This is a genomic window from Bradyrhizobium sp. HKCCYLR20261, assembly GCF_051168435.1.
In the GTDB taxonomy this organism is placed as follows: Bacteria; Pseudomonadota; Alphaproteobacteria; order Rhizobiales; family Xanthobacteraceae; genus Bradyrhizobium.
In genome coordinates this window covers 38,162-52,946 of sequence record NZ_JBNPUZ010000020.1, presented here as the reverse complement: position 1 = coordinate 52,946, position 14,785 = coordinate 38,162, and the positions used below count along the sequence as shown (strand labels likewise).

14 protein-coding genes are annotated in these 14,785 nt (G+C 65.8%); 2 read left to right on the top strand and 12 right to left on the bottom strand.

Features of this window, described 5'->3' with window-relative positions; all coding sequences use genetic code 11:
* Positions 1-205 precede the first annotated feature (205 nt).
* On the top strand, positions 206-1,975 hold the full coding sequence (locus ACQR1L_RS30705) for a pilus assembly protein TadG-related protein (RefSeq protein WP_434861655.1): 1,770 nt from the start codon (positions 206-208) through the stop codon (positions 1,973-1,975).
* A gap of 82 nt (positions 1,976-2,057) precedes the next feature.
* Here ACQR1L_RS30705 and ACQR1L_RS30700 read toward each other — a convergent pair whose 3' ends face one another.
* Positions 2,058-2,399: a phasin family protein gene (locus tag ACQR1L_RS30700; RefSeq protein WP_012044785.1), complete on the bottom strand. Its 342-nt coding sequence runs from the start codon at positions 2,397-2,399 to the stop codon at positions 2,058-2,060.
* A gap of 429 nt (positions 2,400-2,828) precedes the next feature.
* Between ACQR1L_RS30700 and ACQR1L_RS30695 the strand changes: the two genes are divergently transcribed.
* Entirely contained in the window at positions 2,829-4,586 is a 1,758-nt protein-coding gene (locus ACQR1L_RS30695; RefSeq protein ID WP_434861654.1) for a serine hydrolase, read from the top strand.
* Between the two features lie 236 nt (positions 4,587-4,822).
* Here ACQR1L_RS30695 and ACQR1L_RS30690 read toward each other — a convergent pair whose 3' ends face one another.
* From ACQR1L_RS30690 to ACQR1L_RS30640, 11 genes are all read right to left on the bottom strand, one after another.
* Positions 4,823-5,539: a DnaJ domain-containing protein gene (locus ACQR1L_RS30690; RefSeq protein ID WP_434861653.1), complete on the bottom strand. Its 717-nt coding sequence runs from the start codon at positions 5,537-5,539 to the stop codon at positions 4,823-4,825.
* Positions 5,540-5,649: 110 nt separating this feature from the next.
* Positions 5,650-6,408, bottom strand: coding sequence for a VWA domain-containing protein (locus ACQR1L_RS30685; protein ID WP_434861652.1), 759 nt, complete (start codon positions 6,406-6,408; stop codon positions 5,650-5,652).
* A gap of 133 nt (positions 6,409-6,541) precedes the next feature.
* Entirely contained in the window at positions 6,542-7,426 is an 885-nt protein-coding gene (locus tag ACQR1L_RS30680) for an alpha/beta fold hydrolase (RefSeq protein ID WP_434861651.1), read from the bottom strand.
* 418 nt (positions 7,427-7,844) lie between these two features.
* Positions 7,845-8,768 carry a division plane positioning ATPase MipZ gene (locus ACQR1L_RS30675; RefSeq protein ID WP_434861650.1) on the bottom strand — a complete coding sequence of 308 codons (924 nt, stop codon included), beginning with the start codon at positions 8,766-8,768 and terminating at the stop codon, positions 7,845-7,847.
* A 784-nt stretch (positions 8,769-9,552) separates the two neighbouring features.
* A complete protein-coding gene (locus tag ACQR1L_RS30670; protein WP_434861649.1) occupies positions 9,553-9,993 on the bottom strand; it encodes a DUF1489 family protein in 441 nt (146 codons plus the stop codon).
* 22 nt (positions 9,994-10,015) lie between these two features.
* On the bottom strand, positions 10,016-11,002 hold the full coding sequence (locus ACQR1L_RS30665) for a hypothetical protein (RefSeq protein WP_434861648.1): 987 nt from the start codon (positions 11,000-11,002) through the stop codon (positions 10,016-10,018).
* Positions 11,003-11,305: 303 nt separating this feature from the next.
* Positions 11,306-11,497 (bottom strand): hypothetical protein, encoded by a 192-nt coding sequence (locus tag ACQR1L_RS30660; protein WP_434861647.1) that lies wholly within the window; start codon positions 11,495-11,497, stop codon positions 11,306-11,308.
* 221 nt (positions 11,498-11,718) lie between these two features.
* Complete coding sequence (locus ACQR1L_RS30655) at positions 11,719-12,378, bottom strand: glutathione S-transferase family protein (RefSeq protein ID WP_434861646.1); 660 nt, start codon at positions 12,376-12,378, stop codon at positions 11,719-11,721.
* Positions 12,379-12,507: 129 nt separating this feature from the next.
* Entirely contained in the window at positions 12,508-13,416 is a 909-nt protein-coding gene (locus ACQR1L_RS30650; RefSeq protein ID WP_434861645.1) for a hypothetical protein, read from the bottom strand.
* A gap of 146 nt (positions 13,417-13,562) precedes the next feature.
* Entirely contained in the window at positions 13,563-14,381 is an 819-nt protein-coding gene (locus ACQR1L_RS30645; RefSeq protein WP_434861644.1) for an aldo/keto reductase, read from the bottom strand.
* Between the two features lie 75 nt (positions 14,382-14,456).
* A complete protein-coding gene (locus tag ACQR1L_RS30640) occupies positions 14,457-14,741 on the bottom strand; it encodes a helix-turn-helix domain-containing protein (RefSeq protein ID WP_434861643.1) in 285 nt (94 codons plus the stop codon).
* Between the last annotated feature and the right edge of the window lie 44 nt (positions 14,742-14,785).

Sequence of the window (14,785 nt, the reverse complement as noted above, 5' to 3'; positions counted from 1 at the left end):
TTCCCTGCCCCGGCGATGGCACCGAAGGTTAATCAAACCGACCGCATTTTACAAAGCCCATTCACTGGGCATTGACAGGGAACCGGATTCCCCGGGGGAGCGGTGCCGGGCTGCGGGCACACCTGCGGTTTTCCGGTTTCGGATTCACCTGCCTTTATCGACCGGCCGCGGAAATCACCTGCAGAAACCACATTTGGTGAGCGACATGACCGCCGTTTCCCCGCTCCGCTTCTGCCGCCGCGTCGTGCCCCAGTTCGTCCGCGACCGCCGCGGCAACATCTCCATGCTGTTCGCCATCGCGCTCGTTCCGATCCTGGCCTTCATCGGCGCCGGCATCGACTACAGCCGGGTGAATGCGGCGAGGACGTCGATGCAGGGGGCGCTGGACTCCGCCGCGTTGATGCTGTCGCGCGACCTGTCGCAGGGCACGATCACAGCGTCGGACGTCCCGGCGAAGGCATCGGCCTATTTCAAGGCGCTCTACACCAGCGCCGATGCCCAGAACGTCACCGTGAACGTCAGCTATACCGCATCGACGAGCTCCTCACCCTCCAACATTCAGTTGTCGGCCTCGGGCCAGATCGTCACCCAGTTTATGAAGATCGTCGGCTTCCCCACCATGGATTTCGGCGTCAAGGGCACGACCACCTGGGGCGACGTCAAGATGCGGGTGGCGCTGGCGCTCGACAACACCGGCTCGATGGCCTCCAGCGGCAAGATGACCGCGCTGCAGAACGCGGTGGCCGGCAGCGGCGGGCTGATCGACCAGCTCAGCGGCCTCGCGAAGACGCCCGGCGACGTCTACATCTCGGTCGTTCCCTTCGCCAAGGTCGTCAATGTCGGCGCCAGCAATTACAGCCAGAGCTGGCTCGACTGGACCGACTGGCAGAACCCGCCCACGATTCAGCCCAACAACGGCTCCTACCAGGCCGCGATCCCGAATACGAAGTTGACCCAGGCGCAATGGGACATGGTCGGGCCGGGATCCGCCTGCCCGTTCACCTCGGGCAATGGCTACTATTTCGGCTGCGTCAGCGGTCCGACCTCGGGCAGCGCGAGCACGTCGACGATCCCGAAGACCGGCGACGCCAACGCCGGCCAGGTCTGCCCCGGTTATGACTCAGCCTCGCACAGCTACTACAATGGCTGCTGGACGACGGCCAAGACATCGACGGTGGTCACCTATTGCACCGGCTCGAGTTGCAAGTGCAGCAACGGCGCCAATGAGAGCTGCAGCTGCACGGGCACATCCGGCACCAGCGGCTACACCTGCAAGGTCAACACCTACACCAAGACCTGGGTGGCGAACGCCTTCAGCAGCTGGACCGGCTGCGTCGCCGACCGCACCCAGCCGAACGACGCGACCGCGGTCTCGCCTGTGGCGTCCGACGTCAAGACGCTGTTCCCGACGAACCAGCACATGGAGAACAACACCCAATATTGCAGCAGCACGGCCTCGACCAAGCTCGCGCAGATCGTCCCGCTCAGCTACAGCTGGAGTTCACTGAAGAGCGCCGTCAACGCCATGCAGCCGACCGGCGGCACCAACCAGGCGATCGGGCTCGCATGGGCGGTGCAATCGCTGATCCCGAACGGCGTGCTCGGCGCACCGTCGGAAGATGCCAACACCACCTACAACCGCGTCATCATCCTGCTGTCGGACGGCTTGAACACCGAGGACCGCTGGCCCGAATACGGCAACGGCTCGTCGCAGGCCTCGGGCAATCCGATCGACGCACGTCAGGCCCTGCTCTGCTCGAATCTGAAGAACACCAAGGATTCGAAGGGGAACGCGATGTACACGATCTACACCATCCAGGTGAACACGAGTTCGCCTGCCGACCCCACCTCGACCGTGCTGCAAAACTGCGCCAGCAGTCCCGACAAGTTCTACATGCTGACGAGCTCGAGCCAGATCGTGACCACGTTCAATTCGATCGGCACGGCCCTGTCGAAGCTGCGCGTCGCCAGATAGCGGCGCGGGCGACCCACGCATTCAGCCAACAAAAAAGCCCGGCGCGAGCCGGGCTTTGTGCTCCCTGCGGGCGCGAACGCGATCAGTGCGCGGCCGGCGGGGTGAACTTCGCAGCGATGCCTTCCAGCGGCTTGAACGCCTGCTTGGCGAGATCCGAATAGAGGCCGGCGATCTTCTGCGAATCCGCGACGAAGGTCTCGTAAGCCGACTTGGCGAACTCGGTCTGCGCCTCGAGCACCTTGTCGAGCGACTTCACGCCCTGGAGCTTCTCGACGAACGACTTGGTGTCCTCGAACGACTTCTTCGTATAGTCGCCGTAGGCGGTGGCGATCGCATGGAGGCCGTTCTGGACGGTGGTCGCGGAGTTCACGACGGTCTCGAACTGCTCCTTGCCGTAGTTCTGAAAGTCTTCAACCTTAAACATGTGGCATTCCTTTCCCTGACTTTGAGCGCCCACAGGGAAGCCCCGGTTCCCTGACGCGGCACCAATATAGTGCACCGCACAATAAAAGCAAGAATCTTGTGCAATGCACCATTGCAGGCATTGCTGCGGAATACAGGGATTTCTGTCCCGTCGCGGATCGAATCAGCAGAAATCCGGAGTGTCGAGGCAAGATTTCTTTAATACTTTGGCAACTCGACCGTCCTAACCTCCCCGATGGTCCCGGCCAGCGTCGGCCGAACCGTAAAGCTGTTCTAAAACAGCGTCTTAACAAAACCTCAGTTCGGGCCTTTCGATGCGGTGCCGCGGTACGGCGCGGTTCTGGAGGGTCCGGCAGGCACGATCACAGGGCGTTCGGCACAATTTCGCCTTACGAGCCGGTGATCACGTCAGAAATTGGACGGGGATTTCATGCTTCGCACAAAAATGGCTTCCTCGCGCCTGTGGCGGGTCGGCGTCTACGGACTGATCACCCTCGCGACGGCAGCAGTGGTCACGGTCGACAGCGCAGAAGCGCGGCGCCGCCACCGGCATCATCACGCACGCCATTCGCCGCACAATGACGAGGGCAGCTACAGCCCGGCCTTCGCCTCGATCATCGTCGACGGCAATTCCGGCGCGACGCTGACGGCGACCAATCCGGACTCCCTGCGGCATCCCGCCTCGCTCACCAAGATCATGACGCTGTATCTGCTGTTCGAGCGGCTCGAGTCCGGCAAGATGAAGCTCGACACCGAGATGCCGGTCTCCGAGCATGCCTCCGAGCAGTCGCCGACCAAGCTCGGGCTGCGTCCCGGCCAGAGCATCCGGGTCGAGGACGCGATCAAGGGCCTGGTCACCCGCTCGGCCAACGACGCCGCCGTCGTCATCGCCGAGGCGATTGCTGGCGACGAAGACGACTTCGCCAAGCTGATGACGCGCAAGGCGCGCGCACTGGGTATGAGCCGCACCACCTACGTCAACGCCTCCGGCCTGCCGGCCGACGAGCAGATCACGACCGCCCGCGACCAGTCGATCCTGGGCCGCGCCATCCAGGACCGGTTCCCGCGCTACTATCGCTACTTCTCGACCGAGGTCTTCAATTATCGCGGCCAGTCGATCCGCAACCACAATCACCTGCTCGGCAGCGTCGAGGGTGTCGACGGCATCAAGACCGGCTACACGCGCGCGTCCGGCTTCAACCTCGTGACCTCGATCCGCCGCGGCAACCGCTTCCTGGTCGGCGTCGTGCTGGGAGGCCGCAGCGGCGGCTCGCGCGATGCGATCATGCGCAACCTGCTCGCCGAAAATCTCGAGAAGGGCGCGACCCGCCGCACCGTGGCCGCGATCAGCGAGCGCGGCAGCTCGGATAATGGTGACGCCGACCAGGGCTCAATGCAGCTCGCCTCGGCGGCGCCTGAGGCCGCGCCGGCCCCGAGCCGTGCCGCCAAGCTGATCTCCACCCTCTCCGAGGCCACCGCCGCGCTGCCGCCATCGGCCCCGAAGGAAGCCAAGGCCGAGCCGGCGCCGATGACCTCAGGCGTGATTCAGAATCCGATCTCGCTCGTTCCGGGCTCCACCGAGCCGATGAAGCCGGTCAAGGTCCGGACGGTCCAGGTCAAGGCCGGCGCCGTGAAGCTCGCGACCGCTGCGCCGCAGCCGGTTGCGGCCGCCCCTGCTCCCGCTCCGTTTGCCCAGCGTGTCGAGGCGATCGAGCCGGCTCCGCCGATCGCCCGCGCCGAGGCGCCGCGTCCCGAAATGCCGCCGCAGCCTGCGGGTCACGGCACCGGCAACGGCATTCTCGGCGTGCTGCCGGCTTCCAGCCTGCCGGCGGGTTCCTCTCAGGCGATGGCCTATGCCGCTCCTCCCGCTCCGGCGCCGCAACCCACGCAGCTCGCGTCCGCCAGCCCTGCGCCCGAACTTCCGAGCAAGTCGGCCGTGGCGCGCAGCGGCTGGATCATCCAGGTTGGCGCGCTCGACAGCGAGGCCGAAGCTCAGAAGCGCATCGAAGCGGCGCGCAGCTCCGCCCAGGGCCTGCTCAGCAAGGCCGATCCGTTCACCGAGACCGTGTCCAAGGGCGACAAGACTCTGATCCGCGCCCGCTTCGCCGGCCTCGATCGCGATCAGGCCGAGGCCGTTTGCAAGAAGCTGAAGCGCGCCGACATCTCCTGCATGACCGTGCACAACTAACAACGTCACTGACACTTTGGACGGTGAGGCCCGCGCGACACAGCGCGGGCCTTTTCGTTTGGGCCTCGCGCGACCGACGGCCGGCGGCGCGGGTGCAAACCACTCGTCAAGGATTTGCCGCTAGAACTTCTTCACCATGACGAACGATGGTGCGTGACGAGGGCGAAAGCCTGCGGGGCCGACACAACGGCCATCACGACGGGGTCGTCATCGGGGCGTTGGTAGCGTTGTCGGAGTTAGCCGTGATGCGTACGAAGCAGAGTATCCTTGGCCTCGTTCACCCGGGCGGCGAGATACGTCGACCCCCCTTGGTCGGGATGCAGTTTCTTCATGAGCGCACGGTGGGCACGCCCGATCTCGTCGCGCCCCGCGCCCGGCTGCAGGCCAAGGATCTGATAGGCCTCCTCGTCCGTCATTTTGGAACTCGACGCCGCGCGGCGCTGCCGCCCTGCCGCGTCGCCCTGCGCGTCCTGACGCCAAGCGGGAAACCGGCGGTCCAGATACGTTTCAAGTAGCGCCAGGCTGTCGGCGTCGAGGCTCGGGGCCATCGCCACGAGCTGCGGCAGATCGAAGTCATCCAGCGACCGGCCGGCGTGAGCGCCGGCAATGAAGCGCCCCTGCATCTGGCCGGTGTCGTGATCGAGCCTCATCTCGATCAGGGGCGAGCGCACCTGCGAGCTCTGTCCCGCCGAACGTTGCCCGCCGAGCCCGAACAAATTGCCGACAGGGCCCATCCCAGCCGGCGACCAGCCCAGCAGCCCTGCTCCGAACAGCCCGATCGGGATCGCCACCACCAGCTCGCCCCGAAGACCGGTGAACGCCGCCACGGCAAGACAGGCGACACCGCCGGCAAACTTGACGATTCGCGCCAAGGCCGCCGGATTGGCGTTCCGGAACATTTGCAGCAGCAAATAGAGGGTGATGACGGCGACGGCGCCAGCGATCAGGGTCATGCGCCGAATATAGGGCGTGTCGTCCCAAAAAGCATGATCGGCCGTGCGAGGGACTGCCGCAGTCGGACCCTCGCCTTACCGCAGGCGCCGCCGAAAAGCGGGATCCGCCGTCATTTCATCTGATCGATCAGGAAGGCCGCCCCGGTTTCGCGGCCCGCCAGCCGGAGCAGCGCTTCGCGGCCGCCCGCCGCATAGGCCGCTGCCGCGCGGAGAAGTTCGCGCAACTGCGCGGCTGCGCCGGGATCGAACCGGCACCAGGCTCCGCCGGAGAGCCGCGCCATGTCGCGAAAGGCCTGTTCGGCTCGTGGCTCCTGCCCCTCCTGGAACATGAACAACGGCACCTTCAACAGGCCGAGTTCACCGGCCCTGTCGCAGAGCTCGTCGACATTCTCTTCCATCGCATCGCCAACGAATACGACGGCGCGAATGCCGGCCGACGTCGCGTGACGCCGCGCCTCCGCGAGCACCTTGCCGATCTGGGTCTCACCGCCGCGACAATCGATCTTGCTCATCAGCCGCGCCAGCTCGGCGCTGTCGGAAATCCAGCCCGTGGCGCGGCATTCGTTGAAGCCGCGATAATAGACCAGGCGAATGTCGAGACGTCCCAGCGCGGCGGCCTCGCGGAACATCTCGGCCTGCAGCGCACAGGCCATGTCCCAGGTCGGCTGGCGGCTGAGCGTTGCGTCAAGGGCAAACATGAGCCGGCCTCGGGTGCCCTGCGCTTGCGGCGCCATGGCCTTGGCCTGCGCGACAAACGCCGCGATCGCATCCGCCGTAGACCGCTCCGTTTCCGGCAAGCGCTGCGGCCGCGCCTCTGCGTCAGGCGACGCCGCGGGTGCGGAACGAGACTTCGAGGGACGATCGGCCATGCGCACCACCTGCTGCGATGCGCATCATGTGGGCAGGTGAGCCCCGGCCTTCAATGACAGTGGGGGAGCAGTAGTCGGACACGTCTCGACCGCCGCTTGGTGCGGCGGCGAGACGAGGAAGCGGCGTCCGGCGTCAATGCGTCAGGGGCTTGGCCGGCGTGGCGGCCTTGGCAACCGGCGCATAGGGCGCGACCGGGCCCGGGTCGAGCAGCGGCGTCTTTGACTTCACCGGGCCGATGCTGGAGCTGTCGCTGTCCGCAAGGAACTTGTCCAGCATGGCCTGGATCGACGACTTGGCATCGTCGGGCCCGGTGTCGCGCATGTCGTTATGCTGGAAATCGGTGTTCACGACCGTGATGCCGGTCTGCTCGCAGATGTCGTCGCTCGGGACCACGCCCGGATCCGCCTTGAAGTGCGGATCCTTGGAACGGAACGACAGGATCTTGAACTTGCCGTCGGTCACGAAGGGCACACGCAGATTGTCCAGCGTAACGACCTTCCTGACGTCATCCGGATACTGCTTGGCGAAGTACATCGAGATGTCGCCGCCCATCGAGTGGCCGACCATGGTCAGATGGTCATAATCCGCATTCGGCTGCAGCTGACGCATCTGCTGAACCGCAAACCTGATATTGGCCACGCCGCGCTGGATCTGCGGCAAACGGCCGACATAGGGCTCGCCAACCTTGGTCACCATCGGCGCATCGGTCGGCAGGTCGTGCTGAATGCTGACGGCCATATAGCCGCGCGCCGCGAGCACGTTGGCCAGGAAGGAGTATTCGGTGAACTTCACGGTGTTGCCGTGATTGAGGATGGCGACCGGCAGCTTGATCATGCCGGCTTCGGCCTGCATCTCCTTGTCGCGGCGGACCGCGACGGCGACCTCGACGAGACGGTTGCTGCGGGAGGCGTCATAGAACCTGATCGTCTCGTGCCGGATCGCCCACTTGCTCGCAGTGAAGTAGCCGACGGCCGCCAGGATACTGACAGACACAAGAACGGTTATTCCACGCTTCATGTTCGTCCCTCGGGAGCACAATCAAAGGTAGTTCCAGACCTGTAAGACTCTCGCGACCCGTTCTGTTTAATATATGTAACCGCGCTGTGACAGAAAGGCTAAATGTTGTGTATCCGCCGCCCGTTCGTTGTGCGGCGCACCTAGTTGCTGTGCAACATAAGCGGCGCCGCGCCCCTCCTTTGTGACGGGAAGGCTGAACGTCAGGTTCAAATCAGTCACGAATTTGACGGTAATCGAGCGAAATCGGCGACGCTTTGACCTGAGACAACTGCGACCAGAGGCAACAGCCTTGTCTGATCCCGGCCGCCAGCCGGCTGCCAAGCTTCGACAACCCGGGACGTTACCGGCGATGCCGGTGTGAGCCCAGAGCGCACAATGTCTCAGTTGGCGGCGGCTGGGCGCCTCGCCGGCCTGCGCCTCAGGCGCTGATGATGTCGTGAAGGTCGAGCGGCTTGTCGACCTGGGCGAACCACTCCGCCCGGTTGGCAGCGCGGCGGCGGCCGCGCTCGTCGAGCGGCAGCTTGAGCTGCCGCAGCAGGCTGGTGACCTCCTCCCGCGCCGTGACGTGGCCGAGATTGGGGCGCGTGCCGAGCGTCGCTTCGTCGATGTCGTCGAGCGCCGTCAGGCCGCGCGGAAAGAACTCGCGATAGACCACGCGCTCGGCGAAGCCGTCGATGGCGCGGAAGCCGAGCCTCAGCGACAGATCCTTCAAGCCGTCCGCGACCAGTTGCTTGTTGCGCGAGCCCAGCATCGACAGGCGATTGCGGACCACGATCCAGTCGGTCATCACGCCGTCGACCTGGCGCCGCTTGCGCCGGACGTCTCGGACCATCTCGGCGTAATGACTTTCGCCGGTCACCGCATAGGTGGCCGGGTCGACGGTTCCGAGCACGTCGAAATCGAGAAAGCTGTCGTTGATCGGCGTGACCAGCGTGTCGGCCATCGAATGCGCCAGCCGCATCAGATAGCTGTCATTGCCCGGCGTATCGATGACGATGAAATCGAAGGATCGCTCGACCGCGCTCACCGCCTCCATGAACTGCTGGAATTCGGTGTTCTCATTCTCGTCGATCTGCAGCGTCTGGCCGAGCTGGATGCAGTAGTGCGTCGGCAGCTCCAGGCGCAGGCCGGTCCGGCGCGCCCAGGCGCTGCGATTGTTGATGTAGTGGGTGAAGCTCTGCTGCCGGCAATCGAGATCGATCGTGGCGACGCGCTGGCCTGCCTTGAGAAGCGCCACGGCGATGTGCAGGGCGGTGGTCGACTTGCCCGACCCACCCTTCTCGTTCCCAAGCACAACCACGTGGGCAGAGCCCGATTGTCCTTGGCTAGTCTGCACCAGCATGATTTCGACCCCTTACGATCATCTTCGAGTCATGGTCGTCCGTGGTCAAGTGAAATACATCTTCATCGTGAATCCACGGGGGGACGCATCCTCCGCTACTACTTGATGCGCGCGTTTACCAACTCCGCATTTTGCTGCGGAGAGGTGCTAACAGGCGTGATCGAAGAAGCTGAGCGGCTTGTCCCGTGTTGTGAGAGGCGACCGCGCGAGCGTCAAGGCCGAACACTGACTCCGCGCTTTTTCGCCGGAAGATCGAGCAAAAATGTCACGACATCCGCGTATCGCCCGCATCATCTCCGCACTGCGCCGCGAGCCCGATGTCATCCGCCCGCAAGGCGAGCGTCGCGCGCGTGCCGACGATCGGCGCGCTGCATGACGACCGCCTGTCGCCCGGTGGACGGGCGACACACGGTGCCGACGAAGTTGCTCGTCGATCTTCGTCCATGCGACTCAGTTCGCCACTCGGAAGATTTCGGTTCCTACCGGCGTACCTGGAAGGAGGACGTTCCAAGCTGGCAGGCGGAGAGAGTCGATCTGGTCCGGCGTCCACGCGCGATCGTCGCCGCGACGGACTATCAGCCGCTCGACGATGCCGTCCCGAGCGGAGCGCGACGTTGCTCTCGGCCTTCGCATTGACGGCTCGCGTACGGTGCACGAACGCAACCGCGCGTGCGATGTCGTCGCGCACCGTCGCAATGTCCATCTTGGTGCAGAGGTGCGGCGCGCTTGCGGGCGCGCGGCCGATCAACGCCGCCCTTCGAGACGGTCCACATGTGAGAGACTGCTACAGCAGCCCGAGATCACGCAGCTCGCGGCGCAGCGGCTCGGGCATCGCCTCGACGCCGGCCGCGCTGGTCTTGCCGAGATCGGCGGGAGCATCCTCTGCCGTCAGGTAGCGCCAGCCCTGGAACGGGCGCATCGGCCGCGGCGACACCGCGATCACCTTTGGCTGCATGATGATGCGGCAACGGCCGATGCCGTCGCTGTCGCGGAACGGCTCGATGCCGATGATCTTCTCGCGCGCGGCGACCTCGCCGCGAATCACCCAGTACAGCGATCCGCCGCCGAGGATGTCCTCGACACGCTTCGGCGTCATCCGCGTGACGTGGACGTGCTGCTGCGGCAGGCCCTTCTTCTTGGCGGCGAGCATGCGCTCGGCGATCCACTCCTTGAGGTCCGTGACGGACTCGCAGCCGACGGCCAGCTTGATCAGGTGCAGGGGCATGAGGGCGGTTGGACCAGCGGAGCTATTCGTTGTTCGCTGCCGGCTCGGCAGCCTCGGGCGCCGCCTGCTGCGCGGGCGCGGCTGGTTTCGGCTTCGGTGCCGCCTTCTTGGCCACGGCGGGAGCCTGGGCATGGCTGGCCGCCACGGAAGCCGGCGCGGGCGGCGCAAGCTGCGTGGGCGGCTTCGGAGCGGCCGCCGCCGGCGCCGCCGAACGGGTCGAGGCTGTCGGCTCCGGATTCATGATGCTGACGGGCGGAGTATTGGCCGAGCTCGGAAACTCCGCCGTGGTCGGCTTGCCGGTCGGCTGCGACGGCGCGAGGCCCGCGAAGGTCCCGACCGGCGCCGGCTGGCCCTGGGGCGGCTGCGGCGCGTTCCACTGCGAGGCGTAGCGCGTCACCAGCCCCTCATAGGTCCGCCCTTCCATGTTGTTGACCAGTTGCTGGCGGTCGCCGACGGCGCGGAACATGACGCAATCATTCGGCGTGCAGCGATCCCGCGTCAGAAGCACATAGGCCATCAGGCCATAGCGATCGCGCTCCACGGCACGGCGCAGCGCCAGCAATTCGGCTGTCATCACCTTGTTGGCGTTGGCGAGATCGCCAGCCTGCGACAGCCGGCTGAGAAGCCCGGCGGCATAGCTCACCGCGGCGGCCGTCATGTCCGGCGAGCCGAACAGGGATCGTTCACAGTTCGACAGCACCAGATCCCCGGCGAGGTCGTCGATGCACGCGAGCGCGGGGGGCGTAAGGCCGACCGACGCCGTCGTCTGCGGATCGCCATTGGCGTTGCGCTGCGCGGCGTCCTGGGTTCGCATCATCGACGCGACGGCAATCCCGACCGCCAGCAGAGTGATCACGGTGAGCGCGCCATTGGCGACCGACTTTTCGGCGCGCAGCAGCGTGATCAGGACGACCAGCGCAAAGAAGCCGGCGGCCGCGACGGTCAGCCACATCGGGAAGGCCGGCGAGTTCAGAAGCTGGTCGAGCGAGGAAGGCCAGGTCGAATTCATGCGCGCTTGTTCCTGACGCGGGCCAACAACGACGGCCCCGATGGCGTCCCTACAGGGGACGGCCGCGAAACGATCATCAAATTCAAATGATCACCCAAAACCTTGGCAGCCCCACCGGCAACAATACGACGATTCCATGGGCCCCGTGGGCACAGGATGGTGTGGAGCTACCCGCTATCCCCAAAGGGATCGCGCAACATTCGTTTAGGTCCCCCGCCACGCCCTCGTGGCCAGCACGATCCTCCCTCTCGACACGTCACATCGACGCACAGGCTCAAGACGAGGCCTGTCGAGACCCCGCCGTCACGACAGGGCCAATTGGCTCTCTCTCGCAACCCGCTCAAAGGCTTCCGTGGAGCTCTTGATCCGATACTGGCAGTCATCGCCTTCGGTCGGAAGCTGGCGGATGATCTCATACGTGCCAGTCGCCGCCGGACGCGAGACATTGCTGGTGGTGAAGTAGACCGTGGCTCCGATCGGGAACTTGTGTTTCAACGCCCTCTCCTGCTCGCATGCCGGCACGAGCCCCTGGTCCCGCTGCCCGGGCCGGCGTGTCTTTATAAGTAGCGTCCTATAGCATGCCGAGGCCCGCACTGGCCAGCCTCTCGCGACATAGCAGGCCGGAAGATTGCAAGGTTCTTCAACGAGATGGCGTCAAGAATGGTATTCCCGGACGAACCGCGCGGCCGTCCGGGGCAGCCCTGACGGAACACCGCTCAGACGTTTTCGACCCGCGCGATGATCCAGGTCTCCGCGAGCCCGGCCTGCACCCATTCGGCAAAGGCCGGCATCGCCATCATGGTGTCCATGTAGGCGCGGGTCTCCGCCGCGACGGGGACCGCAAAGCTGTGGAACCGCGTGACCACCGGCGCGAACATCGCGTCAGCCGCGCCGAACCGGCCGAACAGGAACGGCCCCCCGGCGCCATGGCGCGCGCGGCAGTCGCGCCAGATCTCCTCGATCCGGGCGACGTTCGCCTTGGCGTCAGCCGACAGTTCCACCGGCCGCACCGGCCGGTGCAGGTTCATCGGACATTCGTTGCGCAGCGCCTGGAAGCCGGAATGCATCTCCGCACAGACGGATCGCGCATGGGCCCGCGCCGCGGCGTCCGCCGGCCACAGACCGGCTTCGGGGAAGCGCTCGGCCGCATATTCGATGATGGCGAGCGAGTCCCATACGGTGGTCGCGCCGTCGACCAGGACCGGCACCTTTCCGGCCGGCGAATGCGCGAGGATGCGCGCCTTGTCGGCGGGATCTTCGGTGTAGAGCGGGATGACGATCTCCTCGAAGGCGATGCCGGCGCCGCGCAGCGCCAGCCACGGCCGCATCGACCAGGAGGAATAGTTCTTGTTGCCGATCACCAGCTTCAGCGTCATGTCCTGCCGTCTCCGTGTTCGAGCCCATGGTGCTGGCCGATCTCGATCGCCGGCCCCGCGTCCGCACCCATGGCTCGTGCGACGCATACAGGATCAGAGGGCGGTGCGTCGACAACGGCGCGAGAGAGCTCAGCCGCCGAAATCCTGCGGGCGAAACGAGATCTCCAGCACCTGCCACTCCCGGTAGCGGTCCGGCGGCAGCATCGAATAGGGCTGACACGCATCGAGAGCGGCGAGCGCGCTCTGCTTGAGCTGGATCACCTTGGCGACCTTCTCGGGATCGGCCACGGCGGGCCCTCCGAGCAGTTCGGGCTCGGCGGCGAGCCGGCCATCGGGCCGCATCGCGACCAGCAGCTTCACGAAGATGTCGTCCGAACGCGACAGCGAGGCCGGCAGCCGGGCGCAGGATTTGAAGCGCTGGCGCAGCGCCGCCTCGAGATCGGCCGCGACGGCCTTGGTGGCGGTCGACCCGACCTCCTGGTCGCCGCCGGACGGCAACGCATCGAGCGGATCGGGCAGCCCGAGCCGCACGCCGTATTTCACCGTGATGTCCGGCTCCGGTGGCACATAGCTCTGCGGCTGCACCGGCATCGGCCGGAGCGCCGACCTGACCTCCTGTTTGGTTTCGGGCTTAGCTTCGGACTTGGCAGCCATCTTCGCAGGCGCTTTCGGGGACGGCCGCTGCGGCGGCGGTGACGGAGAGGACGCTGGCTTCGGCGCCTCCTTGGCCTCCATGGTCGGCGATGGCTGCGGAACCGGCGGCGGCGCCGAGGCGGCTGGCGACGGACTTGGTGAAGGCTGCGGCGCCGGCTGCGGCAGCGTCAGTTCGGGCGACGGCGAGGCGGACGGAGACGGCGTCGGCTCAGGCTCCGGCGTCTTCTGCGGCTCCTCGGCATCGACGATGTCGACCGCGATCTCATTGCTCTTGGGGATCTCGTAGGGACGGACCGTCGTGGAGACGACGACGCCCCCGGCGATCAAGAGATGCGCAAGCACGGACGCGGCGATGCCCCAACGGATGAACTGCCAACGTTCCATGCTGCTACACTGTGCCCGCGCCCGATCGAGAACGGATCCCGCCCGCTCTCGCCGATCAACGGCAGAGTTGCAGCACGCGCCGCCCAGCGGCCCGCCGGCCGCACCCTGCCCCATCGCAGTCTAGCATAATCGCGCGGGCGCCGCCCTCAATCCCATTTGGGCGCGAAGGCGAAGTTGGTCATCCGCCCCTCTGGGCTCCCCATCGCGAAGATGTCGGCCATGTCCTGCTCGGACAGTTCGAACTCGAACACGTCGAGGTTCTCGGACAGGCGCTCGATCTTCGAGGTGCGCGGGATCGCCACCGCGTTCTGCTGCACCAGCCAGCGCAGGCAGATCTGGGCGGGACTCTTGCCATGAGCGCGGGCGATGCGCGTCAGCGTCGGATCGTTCTTGATCTTGCCCCGGGCGATCGGGCTATAGGCGACGACCGCAAGGCCGTGGCGCGCGCAGGCCTCGCGCACCTTGGTCTGGTCGAGATAGGGATGATACTCGACCTGGTCGCACACCAGCGGTTCGGGCGAGACGGCGACCGCCTCGTCGAGCAGAGCCACCGTGAAATTCGATACGCCGATGTGGCGGGCAAGCCCGAGCGTCTTGGCATGCGACAGCGCGCCGAGCGTCTCCGCGAGAGGCACGTGCGAATTCGGCCAGTGCAGCAGCAGGAGATCGACCTCGGAGACGCGCAGGCGCACCAGGCTTTCCTTGGTCGAGCGTTCGAGATCATTGGGCGCGAAATGCGTCGTCCAGACCTTGGTGGTCAGGAACACCTCGTTGCGCCGGACGCGGGAGGCGCGCAGGCCCTCGCCCACCTCATTCTCGTTCTCATAGACCTGGGCGGTGTCGATGTGGCGGTAGCCGAGGGTCAGCGCCTGCTCGACGATGCGCGCGCAAGTGCGTCCGCGCAGCTCCCAGGTCCCCAGACCCAAAGCGGGAATCTTCGCACCATTGGCCTCGATCATCAGCATGGCCGTGCACTCCAGACCGCGTGCAACATTATGCACGCCACACGCCCAACGTGCCACGCACGATCGGATTTGAGCTTAAGTCTTAGCTAAGGCCGCGAATACCGTCTCCGGCGCATGCGCGATCACGGTGAGCAGCGCCCGCGCGGGACCGCGCGGCATGCGCTTGCCCTGCTCCCAGTTGCGGATGGTCTCGACGGGGACGCCGAGCTTGGCGGCGAATTCCTGCTGCGTCAGTTGCACCCGGCGGCGGAGATCGCGCACCTCGACGGGAGCTGCGGGGGCCGATGGCGCCAGCGGGAATTCTCCGCCGTCGCGCAGCTCCACGATTCGTCCATCTGCCTTCAGCCGCAAGCGTTGCATCGGTCCAGCTCCGTCTCGACGAGGAGTGTCACTGATCCGCGTTA

What these genes read in the sequence shown, in the direction of transcription:
- ACQR1L_RS30700 (WP_012044785.1), bottom strand. Translation starts at nt 2,399, where the DNA reads ATGTTTAAGGTTGAAGACTTTCAGAACTACGGCAAGGAGCAGTTCGAG.
- ACQR1L_RS30645 (WP_434861644.1), bottom strand. Translation starts at nt 14,381, where the DNA reads ATGCTGATGATCGAGGCCAATGGTGCGAAGATTCCCGCTTTGGGTCTG.
- ACQR1L_RS30665 (WP_434861648.1), bottom strand. Translation starts at nt 11,002, where the DNA reads ATGAATTCGACCTGGCCTTCCTCGCTCGACCAGCTTCTGAACTCGCCG.
- ACQR1L_RS30695 (WP_434861654.1), top strand. Translation starts at nt 2,829, where the DNA reads ATGCTTCGCACAAAAATGGCTTCCTCGCGCCTGTGGCGGGTCGGCGTC.
- ACQR1L_RS30640 (WP_434861643.1), bottom strand. Translation starts at nt 14,741, where the DNA reads ATGCAACGCTTGCGGCTGAAGGCAGATGGACGAATCGTGGAGCTGCGC.
- ACQR1L_RS30685 (WP_434861652.1), bottom strand. Translation starts at nt 6,408, where the DNA reads ATGGCCGATCGTCCCTCGAAGTCTCGTTCCGCACCCGCGGCGTCGCCT.
- ACQR1L_RS30655 (WP_434861646.1), bottom strand. Translation starts at nt 12,378, where the DNA reads ATGACGCTGAAGCTGGTGATCGGCAACAAGAACTATTCCTCCTGGTCG.
- ACQR1L_RS30690 (WP_434861653.1), bottom strand. Translation starts at nt 5,539, where the DNA reads ATGACCCTGATCGCTGGCGCCGTCGCCGTCATCACCCTCTATTTGCTG.
- ACQR1L_RS30705 (WP_434861655.1), top strand. Translation starts at nt 206, where the DNA reads ATGACCGCCGTTTCCCCGCTCCGCTTCTGCCGCCGCGTCGTGCCCCAG.
- ACQR1L_RS30675 (WP_434861650.1), bottom strand. Translation starts at nt 8,768, where the DNA reads ATGCTGGTGCAGACTAGCCAAGGACAATCGGGCTCTGCCCACGTGGTT.
- ACQR1L_RS30670 (WP_434861649.1), bottom strand. Translation starts at nt 9,993, where the DNA reads ATGCCCCTGCACCTGATCAAGCTGGCCGTCGGCTGCGAGTCCGTCACG.
- ACQR1L_RS30650 (WP_434861645.1), bottom strand. Translation starts at nt 13,416, where the DNA reads ATGGAACGTTGGCAGTTCATCCGTTGGGGCATCGCCGCGTCCGTGCTT.
- ACQR1L_RS30680 (WP_434861651.1), bottom strand. Translation starts at nt 7,426, where the DNA reads ATGAAGCGTGGAATAACCGTTCTTGTGTCTGTCAGTATCCTGGCGGCC.